15 protein-coding genes are annotated in these 18,494 nt (G+C 37.8%); 12 read left to right on the top strand and 3 right to left on the bottom strand.

Features of this window, described 5'->3' with window-relative positions:
• Nucleotides 1–17 precede the first annotated feature (17 nt).
• The 4 genes from JNUCC52_RS05855 to JNUCC52_RS05840 all read left to right on the top strand — a co-directional run bounded on the left by JNUCC52_RS05855 (nucleotide 18) and on the right by JNUCC52_RS05840 (nucleotide 2,593).
• The gene (locus JNUCC52_RS05855) at nucleotides 18–593 is read left to right on the top strand and encodes a bifunctional transcriptional activator/DNA repair enzyme AdaA (protein WP_173478489.1); all 576 of its coding nucleotides are present in this window, start codon (nucleotides 18–20) and stop codon (nucleotides 591–593) included.
• Entirely contained in the window at nucleotides 590–1,504 is a 915-nt protein-coding gene (locus JNUCC52_RS05850; RefSeq protein ID WP_337981673.1) for a DNA-3-methyladenine glycosylase family protein, read from the top strand. Before JNUCC52_RS05855 ends, JNUCC52_RS05850 begins: the two co-directional genes overlap by 4 nt.
• Complete coding sequence (locus JNUCC52_RS05845) at nucleotides 1,491–1,973, top strand: methylated-DNA--[protein]-cysteine S-methyltransferase (protein ID WP_337981672.1); 483 nt, start codon at nucleotides 1,491–1,493, stop codon at nucleotides 1,971–1,973. The genes JNUCC52_RS05850 and JNUCC52_RS05845 overlap by 14 nt, the downstream gene beginning before the upstream one ends.
• 263 nt (nucleotides 1,974–2,236) lie before the next feature.
• The gene (locus JNUCC52_RS05840; protein WP_173478492.1) at nucleotides 2,237–2,593 is read left to right on the top strand and encodes a DUF378 domain-containing protein; all 357 of its coding nucleotides are present in this window, start codon (nucleotides 2,237–2,239) and stop codon (nucleotides 2,591–2,593) included.
• An 87-nt stretch (nucleotides 2,594–2,680) separates the two neighbouring features.
• On the opposite strand, the gene JNUCC52_RS05835 is transcribed toward JNUCC52_RS05840, so the two are convergent.
• Together JNUCC52_RS05835 and JNUCC52_RS05830 are read right to left on the bottom strand one after the other, a co-directional pair.
• Complete coding sequence (locus tag JNUCC52_RS05835) at nucleotides 2,681–4,210, bottom strand: CoA-acylating methylmalonate-semialdehyde dehydrogenase (protein ID WP_337981671.1); 1,530 nt, start codon at nucleotides 4,208–4,210, stop codon at nucleotides 2,681–2,683.
• 213 nt (nucleotides 4,211–4,423) lie between these two features.
• A complete protein-coding gene (locus JNUCC52_RS05830; protein WP_173478494.1) occupies nucleotides 4,424–5,593 on the bottom strand; it encodes a PucR family transcriptional regulator in 1,170 nt (389 codons plus the stop codon).
• 139 nt (nucleotides 5,594–5,732) lie between these two features.
• Between JNUCC52_RS05830 and JNUCC52_RS05825 the strand changes: the two genes are divergently transcribed.
• From JNUCC52_RS05825 to JNUCC52_RS05800, 6 genes are all read left to right on the top strand, one after another.
• The gene (locus tag JNUCC52_RS05825; RefSeq protein WP_337981670.1) at nucleotides 5,733–6,977 is read left to right on the top strand and encodes a Zn-dependent hydrolase; all 1,245 of its coding nucleotides are present in this window, start codon (nucleotides 5,733–5,735) and stop codon (nucleotides 6,975–6,977) included.
• 183 nt (nucleotides 6,978–7,160) lie between these two features.
• A complete protein-coding gene (gene hydA, locus JNUCC52_RS05820) occupies nucleotides 7,161–8,564 on the top strand; it encodes a dihydropyrimidinase (protein ID WP_173478496.1) in 1,404 nt (467 codons plus the stop codon).
• A 191-nt stretch (nucleotides 8,565–8,755) separates the two neighbouring features.
• Nucleotides 8,756–10,123, top strand: coding sequence for an NAD(P)-dependent oxidoreductase (locus JNUCC52_RS05815; RefSeq protein WP_337981669.1), 1,368 nt, complete (start codon nucleotides 8,756–8,758; stop codon nucleotides 10,121–10,123).
• 13 nt (nucleotides 10,124–10,136) lie between these two features.
• Entirely contained in the window at nucleotides 10,137–11,399 is a 1,263-nt protein-coding gene (gene preA, locus JNUCC52_RS05810; protein ID WP_173478498.1) for an NAD-dependent dihydropyrimidine dehydrogenase subunit PreA, read from the top strand.
• 275 nt (nucleotides 11,400–11,674) lie between these two features.
• The gene (locus JNUCC52_RS05805) at nucleotides 11,675–13,195 is read left to right on the top strand and encodes an NCS1 family transporter (protein ID WP_337981668.1); all 1,521 of its coding nucleotides are present in this window, start codon (nucleotides 11,675–11,677) and stop codon (nucleotides 13,193–13,195) included.
• Between the two features lie 22 nt (nucleotides 13,196–13,217).
• Complete coding sequence (locus JNUCC52_RS05800) at nucleotides 13,218–13,427, top strand: hypothetical protein (RefSeq protein WP_173478500.1); 210 nt, start codon at nucleotides 13,218–13,220, stop codon at nucleotides 13,425–13,427.
• A gap of 137 nt (nucleotides 13,428–13,564) precedes the next feature.
• Here the strand turns inward: JNUCC52_RS05800 and bcaP are convergent, their stop codons facing one another.
• On the bottom strand, nucleotides 13,565–14,950 hold the full coding sequence (gene bcaP, locus JNUCC52_RS05795) for a branched-chain amino acid transporter BcaP (RefSeq protein WP_173478501.1): 1,386 nt from the start codon (nucleotides 14,948–14,950) through the stop codon (nucleotides 13,565–13,567).
• A 491-nt stretch (nucleotides 14,951–15,441) separates the two neighbouring features.
• Here bcaP and JNUCC52_RS05790 point away from each other — a divergent pair, with 491 nt between their 5' ends.
• Both JNUCC52_RS05790 and JNUCC52_RS05785 read left to right on the top strand, forming a co-directional pair.
• Nucleotides 15,442–16,815, top strand: coding sequence for an amino acid permease (locus JNUCC52_RS05790; protein WP_173478502.1), 1,374 nt, complete (start codon nucleotides 15,442–15,444; stop codon nucleotides 16,813–16,815).
• A 187-nt stretch (nucleotides 16,816–17,002) separates the two neighbouring features.
• Nucleotides 17,003–18,397, top strand: a complete 1,395-nt coding sequence (locus JNUCC52_RS05785) for a spore germination protein (protein WP_173478503.1) — start codon at nucleotides 17,003–17,005, stop codon at nucleotides 18,395–18,397.
• The last annotated feature ends 97 nt before the right edge of the window (nucleotides 18,398–18,494 follow it).

The raw sequence follows: 18,494 nt of genomic DNA, 5'->3' as shown, positions 1-18,494 counted from the left end.
GAAAATGGAGGGGTTTAATGGATATTAACGTCAATCTTTCGTTTGATGAGATGTGGGAGATAATCATTGCTTGTGATCGAACTTATGATGGATTATTTTTCACAGCAGTGAAAACGACAAAAATTTATTGTCGTCCCTCGTGCAGGTCAAGAAAGCCCAAAAAAATAAACGTAGCATTTTATGATGATCGAACAAAGGTTGAACAAGCAGGTTTTCGTGCTTGTAAACGGTGTCAACCTGAAGTTGAGCACTCCCCACATGCGCAACTTATCAAAGTAGTTACATCATTTTTAATGACAGAATACAAGCAAACGCTTACGTTGCAGCAAATTGCCAATCATGTTGGGATAAGCCCATTCCATCTCGAACGATTATTTAAACAAGCAACTGCTGAAACTCCACGTACTTATTTAGAAAAAATAAGAATCGATAAAGCGGCACATTTATTAAAGAGTACGAATTTAACGATTTTAGAAATTTGCTTTGAAACAGGATTTCTTAGTTCTTCTAATTTTTACAAAGTGTTTCGGCGCCAAAAAAGCTGCTCTCCTACTGAATATCGCAATCGGCAAAATAAGGAGCTAGAATTATGAAACAGTCAGAGGAAAAATGCTACATTGAAATTAGTACGCCAATGTTATTTAACTATGATGAATGCTTATTATTTTTAGCTAGATCCAATCATGAAATACTGCATACGATACAAAATAAAATATTATACAAATTGCTAAACATTCATAATGAATTTATTTTATGTAAAATTAGCTATAGCGGACAAAAGATTAAAGTTCACTTTCCGCTTAAAACACCTTCCCAAACTGCTGTTGTACAAGTGATAGCTTATATAAGGGAATGGTTCGACTTAGATAGAAACTTGACGCCATTTTATAAAATGGCACAAAAAGATAAGATTTTGCAGCAACTAGTAAAAAAATATGATGGATTACGAATAATAGGTATTCCTGATTTATTTGAAGCGCTCGTATGGGCAATTATTGGGCAACAAATAAATTTAACATTCGCCTATACGCTCAAAAAACGATTTGTAGAACATTTTGGTGAGCATGTGACTTATGAGGGGAAAACATATTGGCTATTTCCGACATGTGAAAAAATTGCCTCTCTAAATATAGAAGATTTAAGAGCATTGCAATTTACTGTTCGAAAATCGGAATATATTATTGCAATTGCACAAGCGATGGCAAGCGGTGAATTAACGAAAGAAAAATTACTAAATGAAGAAGATAGTGCCAACATTAAAAAAATTCTTATGGCAATAAGAGGAATTGGTGCATGGACTGCGGATTATGTCCTTATGAAATGTTTTCATAATCCAACTTCGTTTCCCATTGCCGATGTTGGACTCCATAATGCTTTGAAAGTGCAACTAGCATTAGATCGCAAACCAACAATAGATGAGCTAAAAGAGTTTGAAGTACTTTGGCAAGGATGGCAAGCTTATGCAACCTTTTATTTATGGAGGTCATTATATGACAATGTATAAAGTGGATTACGATTCTCCTATAGGGATTATAGAAATTATTGGCAGTGCTGAAGCCGTTTGTTCAATTATGTTTACCGAACGGCCGCACATAATAAACTTTCCAAAAGATTCAACACCGAAAATTTTACTTGATTGCCTAAAGCAATTGGATGAATATTTTAAGGGTCAACGTTTTACTTTTACTTTTCCATATAGCGTTGAAGGCACGAACTTTCAGAAACAAGTATGGCAAGCATTGACTAAAATAGGCTATGCAGAAATAGGGACATATAAAACAATTGCCCTATCAATTAACAATGAAAAAGCGATAAGAGCTGTTGGCAATGCAAATGGCAAAAATAAACTTAGCATTGTTATTCCTTGTCATCGGATTATCGGTTCGAATGGAACTTTAACTGGGTATGCTGGCGGTTTATGGCGGAAAGAATGGTTACTTCAGCATGAAAAGTCATTTCACAAAGGTAAATAAACTAACTATAACGAAATATTAAGCGCTAATAAATGGTCATTTTAAGATTTATTAGTGCTTTTTGTATGCTTTTTTGCAGTCAAAGCGCACCTTGTATAAAAAAACAGTTATTGCGAAAAATAAGACCGTCATTATGAGTGTTGTAAATAACTTACATGACACATTCACTAATGGCTCATTCGTCATAAAGAATAATGGTGAGGTTTAGCTTTGCCAGACATTTGACTTGCTTTGCCACTAAAGAAAGAAAGGAGGGACTACGAATGGGAACATTATATAGGATTGCCTTAGTTCTCGTAATTATTGGTGCAATTAACTGGGGTCTAATCGGATTTTTTAGATTTGATTTAGTCGCATATTTATTTGGTGGACAAACAGCTGTATTGTCTAGGTGGGTATATGCACTAGTAGGAATTGCTGGACTTATATCGATTCCAATCCTTGCAAAGCGTTTGGATGGGGAAGAGAACCTCGAGACGCATACTCGTATTAACAGCAACCCAAGTTATGGTATGGAAGCTGGGGAAGAAGCAGACTTCACAGACGTTCCAAAAACGAATAAAAAAGATACAAATAACAATACCAATACCAATACAAATACCAAAAACAAGAAAAAGTAAGCACTTTAAAACAGATCGTTCTTTAGGTGCATTAATTTTTCGGAACAAACAGCCGTCTCAAATGTACAACTGAGACGGCTTATATTTTTAGTCGTTATTACTTGGGAAAGCAAAGGAAGATGCAGATTCTGTAGTATCCTCAAACCACTTTTCAGAAATTGTTTTTGCTTTTGTAAAGAAGCGAACTTGGTCTGGTCCAAACATATGACCTTCACCAAATTTTGACCGTTTCCAGCCTCCAAAATTGTGGTAGCCTACAGGAATTGGGATTGGTACGTTTACGCCTACCATACCGACTTCAATTTCGGAAGTAAATTTTCGAGCGGCAGCTCCATTATTCGTGAAGATCGTTACGCCATTCCCTAATTCGTGATTGTTAATTAAATCAATCGCTTCCTCCAACGTTTGGACACGTACGACATTTCGTGCAGGTCCAAATACTTCCTGCTCATAAATTTCCATACCTGGTTTGACGTTATCCAATAATGTTGGGCCTAAATAAAAACCATTAGACGCTTTCGAGATGTCTGGTTGACGACCATCGCAAACGATAGTAGCCCCCTCTTGAAGACTACGGTCAATAAAGCCAATGATGGCCTCTTTCGATTGTTGAGTAATAACAGGTCCAAAATCAACTTCTGGATCCGTATACGGTCCTACTTTTAAAGCTGCTATTTTTTCAGCTAATATTTTTACAAGCTTATCAGCTGTAGTTTCACCAACTGGAATGATGGTAGAAATGGCCATACAACGTTGGGATGCTGCACCATAAGCTGCACCTAAAAACGCATTTGCCACTTGCTCTAAATCTGCATCTGGCATAACAACCATATTGTTTTTACCACCACCTAATGCTGTCACGCGTTTGCCATGTTTTGAGCCTGTTGCGTAAATATATTCTGCAACTGGTGTCGAACCGACAAATGAAATTGCCTCGATAGAGGGATTTGTTAAAAGTTCATTTACAGTATCCTTATCCCCATTAATAACAGTCCAAATTCCATCTGGTAAACCTGCTTCCTTCCAAAGCTCAGACAAAAATAGGGCAGAGCAAGGAACACGCTCAGATGGTTTTAAAATAACGGCATTCCCAACTGCAACGGCCATACTAGTGATAGCGAGGGGTACCATCACTGGGAAGTTAAAGGGAGAAATGGCAGCAACAACGCCAAGTGGTGCTTTTGCTGAATAGGCATTAATGTTCCCGCCTACATTAACTGAATACTCGCCCTTTAATAAATGGGGGGCATTAATTGCCAAGTCGACTGACTCTAAGCCTCTTGTAATTTCCCCTTTGGCATCTTCAATCGTTTTCCCACTTTCAGTACAAATCATGTCAATTAATTCATCCATGCGTGCTGTTAGTAATTGACGAAACTTTAGTACAATTTCAGCCCGCTTTCCAACTGAAAGTCCGCGCCAAGCAGGAAAGGCATTTTGGGCACTAACGATTGCTTCTTGCACTTCTTCCTTTGTGGCAAGTGGGACTCGTGCAATTACTGCTCCTGTACTTGGGTTGTAGACATTTGAAAAGGTTTTACTTTTTCCTACTACATTTTCTCCATTAATAAAGTGCCCGAGTTCTTTTACACCCGTATTCGTAACCAACTTAAACATTCCTCCTTCAAGTATAGCAATAATAAACAATTCAATTTGCAGCACTACTACGAAAATCTATTAGTAGCTGTTAAGCTGTTGCGCTTATTGGCAACAGATGGCGATCACTCCATTATTACTTTATATGAATAGCTTAATTGTTTTAGAAGGACAATATATTAATTGAAAATTCAGATATATATTTTGGGAGTAAGATGATGTTACAAACCCTAGTTAATGATGCGTTAACACATCTTCTATCAAAAAAGCTAAGTAAAGATTTGTTTTTGTAAAAGGGTTTGTTAAATCCATATCTAAAAGCATTTCTATTTTTCTCATTTTGTATAGGACGGTATTACGATGAATAAATTGTCGTTCGCTTATTTTACTCGTGCTGCCATTTTCCTCGAGAAAAATGCGCAAAAATGCTACATAATCCGTATTGTGTAGCTCATCGTAGCGATGTAATTGACCTAATATATCTTGGCTAAAGGATTGCATTAATGGTTGGTTTTGAACGGCCATAATAATTTGATAGGCACCAATATCTTTATATTTATATAAAAATCGGTTGTTATGAAGCTGTGCTAATTGTATGACAGTTAAAGATTCTTCATAGCTTTTACGTATATTTTCATGCTCTTTTTGGTAGTTTCCTTTACCGATAATCATATCGAGGGAACCATTTTTTTGTTTAATTTTATCATAGATTTCTTCAACAATTTTCGAGAAGGGGATGTTTGGTGTATTGATTTGTGATCTATCAATTAAAAAAATGAGGTGATTTTTATGTTTAAGTTTTAAAAACCGTTTATAGCGATGTTGGAATGCAAATTGGACCATGACCTCGTAGCGGTCGATGCTAGACTGGCTACCTATCATTGAACAAGTGATGATGGCAAGCTCTCTACCTAGTGGAAATCCAAGTTGTATCAATTGTTCTTTTATCGATTCATTATGTTTTTTATAGTGAAAAAGTAAATGATACAGGACCTTTTCTTCAATGGAAAGCTCTTGGTGATGGTTTGCAATGAATTGAAAAGTAGTTTTTAATAAATCAGCTATTCGACAATGCCAGGGCATTTGAAAAACAGGGAAATCATGCTCGTTAGCAAAAGTGATGATTGACTGAGGAATAGCAGAAATATAAGGGCCAATGTTAATAATAAAGCCTGCTACTTTTTTTTCGTAAGCTAACTTAACGAGTTGTTCTAAGGAATCTTCTTGCTGTGATAGGTTAATACCTGTAGTGACGACAAGTTCATTTGGTCGACAAAACATAATTAAATCAATGCTCTCTACTACGTTAATACCAGTAACTCTGCGATGTGACCCACTTTGTCCAGCTACTAATGTCAGCATAGGGAATTGAACTCCCTCCACAATTTTGCGAATCGTTCCCATAGTTTCCCCCCTTAATATGAACATAACTTACCATATATCATGTGCAGATGCACATATTTTTTTAGTTTTATATCCATATCTCGTAAATTTTATCTAATTTAGAATATTTATTAACTACTGTGAAAGAGAGGACTTGCATATGTATAAATGTAATAGTAGACGATTGCAAGATTCAATTGAACAATTTAGTCAGTTTGGGGCTACTATAAACGGTGGCGTAACGCGTTTGTCTCTTTCGAATGAGGATGTTTTAGCTAGGGATTATTTTTGTAAGTGCTGCGAGGAATTAGGGATGGAAATCAAGGTGGATGATATGGCTAATATCTATGCCCTTCTACCAGGGAAAAAGGAAGTTCCTCCAATTGTCATGGGCTCACATTTAGATTCTGTTGAAAAGGGTGGCAAGTTTGATGGTGTTTTAGGTGTTTTAACAGCTTTAGAGGCGATTAGAACATTAAAGGACAACGATGTTGAGCTAGATGTGCCATTAATGATTGTTAATTTTACAAATGAAGAAGGTGCTCGCTTTGATCCAGCGATGATGAGCTCTGGTGTGATTGCTTCAAAATTTGAAAAGGATAAAATGCTACAGTCTGTTGATAAAAATGGCATTACTTTTGAAGCGGCGTTACAAGCTAGTGGTTATGAGGGTGACCAGCAACATCGTTTAAAAGAAGCACTTGCTTATATCGAACTTCATATTGAACAAGGGCCAGTACTAGAAGCGAAACAATTAGAAATTGGCGTTGTCCAAGGGGTACTAGGAATGGTTTGTTATGAAATTACTATTACAGGTGAATCCAATCATGCGGGAACGACACCGATGTCAATGCGCAAAGATCCAATGATTGTTGCATCGAAAACAATGTCGTCTATCCATGAACAGCTTAGGAAAATTGACGAACAACTAGTATTCACGTTTGGGCGAATGAATGTTTTTCCTAATATTCATACCGTTATTCCAAATAAAGTGACATTTACAATTGATTCTCGTCATCAAAAGCCTGAGGTAATGCAAAGGGTTGAAGAAATTTTGAATGCTTTGCCTACAGAGGATATGGGGTGCCGCATACAGCCAGTCAAACTGTGGGGTAGAGATACGGTAATGTTTGATACAAAAATTTGTGATGAGATCGAAATGTCTTGCCAACGCTTTGGTTATAGCGCTCATCGAATGTTTAGTGGCGCAGGGCATGATGCACAATATATTGCGAGTATAATTCCTTCAGCAATGATATTTGTACCGAGCATTAAAGGCAAGAGTCATTGCGAGGAGGAGGAAACAGCGTTTGAAGATTGTGCAAAGGGAGCAGACGTACTACTTGAAACGGTATTAACGATGCAAACGAAATATAGTATGGGCGCATCGTACTCGGTAAATTAGTTTTACTAGAATATTAATAGACAAGTTGGTAGGAAAATGACGGACTCGATGACCCCGCAGTAAAAGCTAGCAGAGCTGTGACAATTAAGGCAGTTAATTTTTTAATGGTGATTTTGCAAACTATCAGGCTACTAGAATAAATTCAAATAATGACTTGAATTGACACGAAAGGTGAGGGATAGCATGAAAAAAATCATTCAAGGTGGACGAGTAGCAACTGCTTCTGATGTATACGAGGCAGATATTCTTATAGAAAACGGAAAGATTGTCCAAATTGGAAAAAATTTATCTGTAGAAGGCGCAGAAATTATTGATGCTACTGGCAAATATGTTATGCCTGGAGGAATTGACCCACATACACATTTAGATATGCCCTTTAACAATACAGTGACAGATGATGATTGGAAGTCTGGTACGATTGCGGCGGCATTTGGTGGCACAACAACCATTTTAGACTTCTGCTTAACGGCTGGAGAAAAGAAGCTTTCTACAGCAGTTGAGAAGTGGCATGAAAAGGCAAAAGGGAAATCAGCAATTGATTACGGATTCCACTTAATGATTGGTGATTTAACGCCAGAGACAGAGGCGGAGTTACCAGTATTGTTAGAGCAAGAAGGAATTACTTCAGTAAAGGTCTTTATGGCCTATGCAAAAGAATTCCAAGCAACAGACCGTACACTTTTTAAAGCGTTTAAAATTGCAAAAGAGGTTGGCGCTACTGTTATGGTGCACTGTGAAAATGGCTCTGTTATCGACGAGCTTGTGGAAGAGGCGAGAAAAGCGGGACATAAAGAGCCGATATACCACGCACTAACTCGACCAGCAGAGTTAGAGGGCGAGGCGACAAAGCGTGCCATCGAATTAGCTCATTTAGCAGGTGCAACGTTGTATGTTGTCCATGTAACTTGTAAAGAGGCCGTTGATGAAATTATCGCCGCGCGTGAAAAAGGTTACGACGTGTATGGAGAAACATGTCCACCTTATTTAACATTAGATCAGTCTGCTTTAGCACAGCCTGGCTTCGAAGGGGCGAAATACGTTTGGTCACCACCACTTCGTCCTAAATATCATCAGGAGCACCTGTGGAATGCGCTAAAAGCAAAGCAATTACAAACAATAGGTTCCGATCAATGCTCGTTTAGTTTTAATGGCAAAAAACAATTAGGGCTAAATGATTTCTCGAAAATTCCAAATGGTGGACCGTTTATTGAAGATCGCTTTAGCATCTTATATTCGGAAGGTGTTGCAAAGGGCAAATTAACAATTAATGAATTTGTCGATATGATTTCGACGAGTGCAGCGAAAATCTTTGGTCTATTCCCACAAAAAGGAACAATCGCAATTGGTTCAGACGCTGATATTGTTATTTTTGATCCTGATGTAAAACGCGAAATTTCAGCTAAAACACATCATATGAATGTCGATTACAATCCATATGAAGGCTGGGAAATTACTGGTGAACCAATTTCAGTACTTGTGCGTGGTGAATACGTTATTAAAGAGAAAGAATTTGTCGGTGTATTAGGTAGTGGACGCTTTATAAAACGTGAGTTGAAAGCGTCTGCTGGAGAAACGATAAAAATTTAACTTGCTTCAGCATTCTCTATTTTTATAAGTAGAGAAAGCATGCTAACAAGGGGACCTACAGTCTGAGTGGGTCACCCCTAGACTATATCAATAAAAGGCTATGCATGGCCGATTGTTTTGACTGGAGAACAAGACAATCGGCTATTAAACAATGGCGAGTCACATCAAGAACACATGAGGGGGATGTGGAAATGGTTCCGATTCAAGAACATGAAATGACAAAGCAACTGAAACGTAATTTTGTTGAATTAACTAGCAGAATGACCAAAAACGAAGCAATTGAAGAAGCAAATCGTTGTCTTTATTGTTATGACGCACCTTGTATTAAAGCTTGTCCGACGAGTATTCAAATTCCAAATTTCATAAAAAAAATTGCATCGGGTAATATGAAGGGCTCTGCTACTACTATATTAGAAGCAAACCCAATTGGTGCAAGTTGTGCAAGGGTTTGTCCAACAGAAGAGCTGTGTGAAGGGGCTTGTGTATTAAATTCATCAACAAAGCCAATCAAAATCGGAGAGCTTCAGCGTTATGCTACAGACTGGGCAATGGAGACCAATACACAGCTCTTTAAGAAGGGTGAAAGTAATGGACTAAAGGTCGCAATAATCGGCGCTGGTCCAGCAGGTCTTTCAGCGGCACGTGAGCTTAGTCGTTTTGGTTATAGTGTCACAATTTTTGAGGCTGAATCGAAAGCGGGTGGCTTAGGAACTTACGGCATTGTGTCATTCCGATTACCTAATGAGGTAGCTGATTGGGAAGTAGAACAAATTGAAAAGCTTGGTGTAAACATTCAAACAAATACTACAGTTGGTATCGATATTTCTGCAGATGAAATTTTAGCACAATATGACAGTGTTATTTTAGCCGTTGGGATGGGGGCTGTACCGAACCTTGGCATCGAAGGGGAAGATCTTGTCGGTGTCCATGATGCAATTGAGTTTGTAAAGCAAACAAAAGTGGGAGCGCTTCCAACTGATATGGTAGGAAAACGCGTAGCGGTAATTGGTGCTGGAAATACAGCAATTGATGGTGCTACTTGTGCTGTTCGATTAGGCGCCGACAATGTGAAAATTCTTTATCGAAGAACACAAAAAGAAATGACTGCCTACAAATTTGAATTTGAATTTGCTAAGCAAGATGGAGTGGAGTTCAATTGGTTAACTGCGCCTAAAAAAATTATTGGCAATGAAGCAGGGGAAGTTGTTGGCATTGAATGTGTGAAAATGCAGCTAGGTGCACCAGGCGCGGATGGCCGTCAAAGACCAGAAGAAATTGCAGGGTCCAATTTTATAATCAATGTAGACGCCGTCATCAAAGCGATTGGTCAAACACGTTTTGTTTCATTAATTGAATCTTTTGGCATACAGCATACAAATGGCGTTGTCGATATTGATGAAACAACAATGCAAACATCCAATAAAAAAGTGTTTGCTTGTGGTGATGTTGTTTTTGGAAACGGACAAGGTGAGGCAATGGTAGTAACAGCTGTTCAGCAAGGTAAAGATGCAGCTTATAAGATTCATGAGCGTTTAAGAAAACCGAGCGAGATTGCATAAGGGGGGAAGTGACATGGCAGATTTACGAATTGATTTAGCGGGGATAAAATCACCAAATCCATTTTGGCTTGCATCCGCACCGCCAACGAACTCAGGCTATCAAGTGCAACGTGCATTTGAAGCGGGGTGGGGTGGTGCGGTGTGGAAAACATTAGGTGAACCAATTTTAAATGTTTCTTCACGATTTGCAGCAGTCAGTTATAACGGACAACGAGTGGCAGGCTTCAATAATATTGAATTAATTACTGATAGACCGTTGGAAGTAAATTTAAAAGAAATTTATGAAACGAAAAAAAGGTTTCCCGATCATGCCATTATTGCTTCCCTTATGGTAGAACCGAAGCAGGAAAAGTGGCATGAAATTGTAAAACGAGTAGAAGATGTGGGGGTAGATGGTCTTGAGCTTAATTTTGGTTGTCCACATGGGATGGCAGAACGAGGAATGGGCTCCGCCTCTGGTCAAGTACCTGAATTGGTGGAGAAGCAAACGTATTGGGTGAAAGAGGCAGCACGTACACCAGTTATTGTGAAGTTAACACCTAACATAACGGATATAACTGTCACTGCTGAAGCAGCGACAAGAGGTGGAGCAGATGCCATTAGTATGATTAATACAATTAATAGCCTGGCAGGTGTCGATTTAGATACATGGAATACTGTGCCACATGTTGCTGGTAAAGGGGCACATGGTGGCTATTGTGGTCCAGCTGTTAAACCGATTGCCCTAAATATGGTGGCAGAGTGTGCCCGTAATCCTCTTATTAATGTGCCTATCTCGGGTATCGGAGGTATTTCTAATTGGCAAGATGCGGCAGAGTTTATTTTAATGGGTGCGACAGGTGTGCAAGTATGCACAGCAGCAATGCATCATGGATTTAGTATTGTTGAAGATATGATTGATGGATTAAATAATTATTTAGATGATAAAGGGATTGCGTCAGTGAAAGATTTAGTTGGACGCTCGGTATCTCGTTATTCAGACTGGGGCAATTTAGATTTAAATTATAAAATTGTCGCGGAAATTAATAATGATGTATGTATTAACTGCAATAAGTGTCATATTGCATGCGAAGATACGTCCCATCAATGTATCGATTTATATACAGAAAATGGGGTGCCAAAGTTAAAGGTTCGTGAGGAAGATTGCGTTGGATGTAATTTGTGCTCCATTGTGTGCCCAGTGGATGGCGCAATTACAATGGTAGAAAGAAAATCTGCTATTGCACCAATGACTTGGAATGAGCGTCAATTAATTATGAGTAGTCTATCTAAATAAAATTTTCGACTGTTAGTTAGTAACTGTTTTTCCACCTCCCTTTAGTGTTAAAGGGAGGCAACCTCAAGTAGATGTCACGGAAAATTTCATTCAGTAGGGCAATCAACCGTTGAAGGAGCTCGAAAGAAATGTTCTTATAGCCCTTTCATTCGGGAACTATTTGAATGAAAAATCATGCAACAAGTACAAGTGATGAATGATGCGCTAGGTCAGCCTTACTCATTATTCGGATTGCTTGATACGGATGCATAATTTATTAAAAAGGAGCGAAATGTATGGAACATGACGGGAATTATTTGAAATCCCCTGATTTACTTCCAGTGACACATCAACAAAGAAATATTGGAACATTCGGTTTTGCAGTTATTTGGATAGGAATGGCTATTGTATTAGCGGCCTTTGCAATAGGCGGTTCTGCTATTATGAGTTTACCGTTACCTATGGTAATTTTAGCAACGTTAATAGGTTCGTGTTTAATCGGTGTATTTATGACGTTAATTGGAGATATCGGAATAGAACATGGCTTGTCTTTTCCTGTCTATATGCGTGCTCCTTTCGGTACGTTTGGAACACATATACCGTCGTTAGTTCGAGGGGTGACAGCGGCCTGTTGGTTTGGTCTAAACACATATTTCGGTGCAATGGCTATTAATGGGATTTTAAATTTACTATTTAACTTTAATAATTGGTTCATATGCTTCCTTGTCTTTGCAGCACTTCAACTTTTCAATACATCGTTAGGCATTAAATCAATCGAGCGGTTTGCAGATTTAGCAGCGCCGATTATCATTTTGATTTCCTGTTGGATGTATATAACATTAGCTGATGCTGCTACAGCTCAAGGAAAAGAAATTTGGTCTTGGGTTGAAACGCCAACTACAGGTGTAGCGGCATTTACAGCATTTATGATTGTCATTATGGCGAATATGGGCTTCTGGGCTACTTTAGCAGCCGACATGCCGTCCCTTTCTCGCTTCTTTAAAGCACCAAAAAATGAGCGCAATTGGTTTAAACGTAATAAAACGCAGTTGGTCGGTTCATTAATTGTCATGCCTATTACGAATACGTTTATCGTTACTATCGGAGCGGTTTGTTATATGGCTGTCGCATCTGCTGATCCAATAAACGCATTACAACAAAGTGCGAGTGGCTTTATTTTGGGAATACTTTTATTAATGATCGTTCTAGCACAATGGTCAACAAATACATCTGCTAATGTAATTCCAGCAGCTACTATTTTCTCAAATATTGGCGGTCCAAAAGTTCCGTTTTGGGTAGGTGTTGTTATTGCAGGGATAATAGGAATTCTTGCACAGCCGTGGAGCTTATTTGATGTATTAGTGAATGCGTTATTAATTATAGGTGGTATTTTAACGGCAATTGTCGGTATTTTATTTGCAGATTATTATTTAATACGTAAAAGACGTGTGAACGTAAAAGATTTGTATGAGCTAAATGGCCAATTTAAATATATGAAAGGCTTTAATTTAGCTGGTTTGATAGCTTGGATTGTCGGTGGGGCAGTAGCTAATGTGTTTTCTGCATATTCGTCCCTAGTTGGATTTATTGTCGGAGCGCTCGTTTACTATGTGTTGGCGAAGTATTGGTGGTTCAAAAAGTATCCACAAGCTGAACTAGAAGATCCAAGTGATGTTAAGTATTTAGGAATTACTGCTGGTCACAACTTGGATGAACTATTTGGTCAAGATTCACTATCTCACCCGACAGCTAGTTCAGAGGACGTTGAGACAGTAGATCAGGCAGAACCAATACTTGAAATAAAAGGTGCTGAGTAGAAAGTAAAAGAGGGGTGTGGCTATGTCTGATTTCTTACAAAGTACAGAGGAAATAAAAAAAATTGACGAATTTTTAGATAGTGGCTTTAAAATCAAATATGTTTATGAAAACTTAAGTGGCATGTTTGTGGAGTTTGCACGGCAGGAAGAGGTTGTGCATTTGCAAATTCTGACAGCGGATGCGCGCAAATATTTTGCGATAAAGCTACAGGAACAAACAATGTTGCAATAAATCAATTAGACAACGAAAACGTAAAAACCCGCTGAATTTTCAGCGGGTTTTTTGTAATCGGAAAAAATTGTTTGAGTGCCTGACACTCTCACGGGCATGCCTAGTGAAAATTCAGAATTGTTTGAGTGCCTGACACCTTAATTCATTGTGCTATGCTTTAGCCCGTATACACAGTATATTATCAAGCCAAAAATAAACCAAAGACCACAAGCAATCCAAGTATGTACGGATAGCTGTGAAATTAAAAATAAACACATGAAGAATGACAAAATAGGTAACACAGGGAAGAACGGTACTTTAAAGCCGCCTGAAGGAATGTTTTTATTTTTTCTTAAATAAATCACGCCAAGTGAGACGATTGTGAAAGCTATGAGTGTTCCCATATTGACAAGCTCAGTTAACTTTGACAAAGGAACGAAGCCAGCACAGAAAGCAACAAGTACTGCAAATACCCAAGTGTTTTTCACTGGCGTTTTAAACTTTGGACTTAGCTCTGCCATACTTTTTGGTAGTAAACCGTCACGACCTAGTGCATATAATAAGCGTGTCCCTCCATAGGACATTACAAGAATAACGGTCATCATTCCTACAACTGCACCTAATGAAATGATACCAGCAATCCAATCTTGATGAACGAGCTGCATGACATAGCTGACAGGATCACTGACGTTCAGTTGTGTGTATGGGGCCATGCCTGTTAACACGAGTGAGACAATGACATAAAGAACTGTACATATTAACAGGGAACCAATTATCCCAATAGGCATATTGCGTTGGGGATTTTTTACTTCCTCAGCTGCGGATGAAACAGCATCAAATCCTAAGTAAGCGAAGAATACAAGTGCTGCGCCGCCCAATACCCCGCTTACACCAAATGGGAGAAATGGCTGCCAGTTTGTAGGCTCAACGTAAAATATTCCAACGCCAATAAATAGAAAAATCACTGCCACTTTCAAGAACACCATAATGGAATTTAATCTTGTTGATTCCTTTATCCCGAGTGTTAAGAAAAATGCAGTAGCGAAAATTATGACAATAGCAGGGAGGTTAATGTACGTACCAGCGGATGGATCGAATGAACCCGAGACGGCTGTTGGAAGCGATATTTGGAAGCCAGCCAGTAAAGCACTTAAATAAGATGACCATCCTGTTGCAACGGCTGCAACGGCTAGTCCATACTCTAATAACAGCGCCCAACCAACTAACCAAGCAACAATTTCTCCAAATACAATATAGCTATATGTGTAGGCACTTCCCGTGACAGGTACACTTGACGCAAACTCAGAATAGCACATGCCTGCTAACGCGCAAACGATAGCAGCTATAATAAAAGAAAACACAATTCCAGGACCTGCGTGGGTAGCAGCTACTGTGCCAGGTAGGATGAAAATGCCTGTTCCAACAATAGCACCAACGCCAAGTAATATTAGATCAAAAGCACCTAGCGATTGTTTGAGCTGAATTGAACTATCTTTTTTTAATAAATCCTTTATATTTTTTCTTCTAAATAATAAATTTCTCACATATAAGCCTCTTTTTCATAGAAATATGTAAAAATATTATACTTTTTTGACTTTCAGGTCAATTGTTTTTGCTAATTTTCTACTAAATCGGTTGAATATTAAGAAATATTTAAATTGAATGAACAATAATGTGGTTATTGAATGCAAAAAGTATAATTAAGAATATTCTGAAACAATAATGCGGATGCATAAAATAATTTTTTTTGTTTCTTAAAATTTTCAAATTACAAAGTAGTACGTTTATATATTTTCAAAATGAATAATTGATTTCATCTGGAGTTTACCCAAAAATTCCTTGTTCTAACGGGATTTACATCTAATATAATGTCTTGTATTACAACATAGTAACTTGCGTTTACGTTTGCTTTATTAGTTCTTCTAGTGAGAAAAAATATGTTTTTCCTAAAAATACATTTGTATTTATCGAAAGAATTTATTATTATTTATAAAGTAAATAACGAAGCAATATTAGTAGAAAGAGGCGTATACAAGTGGCAAAAAAAGAATTAAATAGAGGCTTGGAGGCGCGACATATTCAAATGATTGCTCTTGGTGGGACCATAGGTGTAGGTCTATTTATGGGTTCTGCCAGTGCTATTCAGTGGACTGGGCCATCCGTGCTCCTTGCCTATGCTATATCAGGTATTTTTATATTTTTTATTATGCGTGCAATGGGTGAAATGCTTTATGTTGAGCCAAGTACGGGGTCATTTGCAACATTCGGTTATAAATATATACATCCATTAGCAGGTTATTTAACGGCATGGAGTAACTGGTTTCAGTGGGTTATCGTTGGGATGTCCGAAATTATCGCAGTCGGAACGTACATGCAGTATTGGTTCCCTGATTTGCCTGCGTGGATGCCTGGATTGATTGCCATGGTAATACTAGGTGTTGCCAACTTTGTTTCTGTTAAATCATTTGGGGAATTTGAGTTTTGGTTTGCGATGATAAAAATCGTTACGATTGTGTTAATGATTGTGGCGGGCTTTGGCCTAATCTTCTTTGGTATTGGCAATGGAGGCATTGCAATTGGTCTATCAAATCTTTGGGCCCACGGAGGCTTCTTTACTGGCGGATGGACAGGGTTCTTCTTTGCATTATCTTTAGTTGTTGCTGCTTACCAAGGCGTAGAGCTTATTGGGATTACTGCGGGAGAAGCAAAAAATCCCCAAACAACAATTACGAATGCAATACAAAGTATTATTTGGCGCATTTTAATTTTCTATATCGGTGCAATTTTTATCATTGTAACCGTTTATCCGTGGGATGAATTAGGGACAATTGGTAGTCCATTTGTTGCCACTTTCGCAAAAGTGGGTATTACTGCCGCGGCAGGTATCATTAACTTTGTTGTCATTACAGCAGCGATGAGTGGCTGTAATAGTGGGATTTATAGTGCTGGGCGCATGCTTTACACTCTTGCTATGAATGGTCAGGCACCTAAGTTTTTTGCAAAGCTTTCAAATAATGGTGTACCAATTCTGGGTACAGCTGGTGTGCTAGTTGGTTTAGTTGTTGGCGTTATTTTAAGTTACATTGCTCCAGAAAACCTATTTGTCTATGTATATAGTGCTAGTGTACTGCCAGGGATGATTCCGTGGTTTGTCATCTTAATAAGTCAGATTCGCTTTAGAAAGGAAAAAGGAGCACAATTGGAAAAACATCCATTTAAAACGCCATTCGCTCCTTTCACAAACTATGCTACAATTGCGTTTTTAATAATGGTACTCGTTGGTATGTGGTTCAATGAGGATACACGAGTTTCATTAATTGTAGGCATTGTTTTCCTTATTCTTATTACACTGAGCTACTATTTGTTCGGTATTGGAAAAAATCGATCTGAAAATAATTATACAAAATAATAAAAAAGGATATATCTCTTGCTTGAGATATATCCTTTTTTGTCCTTTTTATAGAAATATTTTATACATATTTAATCAGTAAAAGGACAAACTATATGAATAATATGGTGATGGTGTATGCATGGTACATATAAATGTTAGTTGGGGCGTGCCAATTTCAATTCGCTTTTAAGGGGGGAGACATAACATGGAAGAAAAAGAACAGCAAGTACTAGAAAAAATAAAGAAAAAGATACAAGAAATTGATGATGTTGTTATTAAAGAGATGGATACAGACGCAGGGTATGTTACGATTATTTATTTCTCTTCACTTATCGAGAAAATGACCATACAATCAATGGTTTTCATTCCGTTAGCCAATCATGTTAATCAAATTTTCCAAATATCGGAATCGGTTGCCTTAGACGATATTGATGTAATTTTACAAAAATTAAATGCTGGTCAAACGTTATTATTTTTCCACAAACCTGCTCTTTTACAGGTAATTGATACCTATAGTGCGCCTACTCGTTCAATTACGAATACGGAAACCGAATCAACCGTTATTGGACCTCAAGATGCTTTTACAGAATCATTAGAGACCAATATCTCATTAGTAAAAAGACGAATTCAAAATCCAATGTTAAAAAACGAAACACGAACTATAGGAACCGAAACAAATATAAAAATTTCAATTTTATATATGGATAATATCGTAAATAAAGAAAATTTAGACACGCTACGAGAGCGCATTGATAATTTACAATATCCCTTTTTTACAGATATATCAGAGCTCAAGCAACTGATTGAAGATAATCCGTTATCGCCCTTCCCACAGCACTATATGAGCGTACGACCAGACAGTGTCAGTCAGTATCTTATTGATGGAAGAATCGTGATTTTTATGGATAATAGCCAAGCAGCGATTGTTTGTCCGACATCATTTTTTGAACTGTTTGTTTCTGTTGAAGATTATTATAACCGTTGGACAACAGCATCTTTGCTAAGGATGCTTCGATTTTTTGGTTTTTTTATGACCATTATGATTACGCCAATGTATATATCTGCATTGACTTTTCATCCTGAAATTTTACCTTATGAGCTATTGTTAAACTTGCAGGAATCAAGAAGTAAAGTACCGTTTCCACCGCTAATAGAAGTATTGTTTATTGAATTAATTATTGAAGTACTCCGTGAAGCTGGGTCACGAATGCCTGCGAAAGTTGGTCAAACAATTGGTATCGTAGGAGGTATCGTTATTGGTACTGCGGCCGTTGAAGCTGGATTGCTTAGTAATATTTTAATTGTATTAGTTGCCACATCGGCCTTACTGTCATTCCTCCCACCGATCTTTTTATTAAGTAATACAAGTAGATTTATTCGTTATATTTTTATTTTATCGGCAGGGCTTTTTGGATTGTACGGATTAATGCTCGCGTTTGCATGGCTATTTGCGCATTTATTACGTTTAAATTCTCTAGGGACACCATATATGACGCCAGTCGTTCCTCGTAACGCAAAAGATTTAATGGATAGTATTATTCGTTTTCCAATTAAATATTTAAATGAAAAGAAAGGTATTTCTAGAGCGCAAAAAAAATAAAAGCTGTTACAGAATTTGAGGTGTTTAAAGTTGAGTACAGGTAAGAGCAAGAGGAAGCTATTAAATGCATATCATGTAGTTTTTTTGGCACAAAGCG

It is taken from the genome of Lysinibacillus sp. JNUCC-52, from assembly GCF_015999545.1.
Taxonomy (GTDB): Bacteria; Bacillota; Bacilli; order Bacillales_A; family Planococcaceae; genus Lysinibacillus.
Note: the sequence above shows the minus strand (reverse complement) of the source record. Positions and strands in the feature narration are given on the sequence as shown.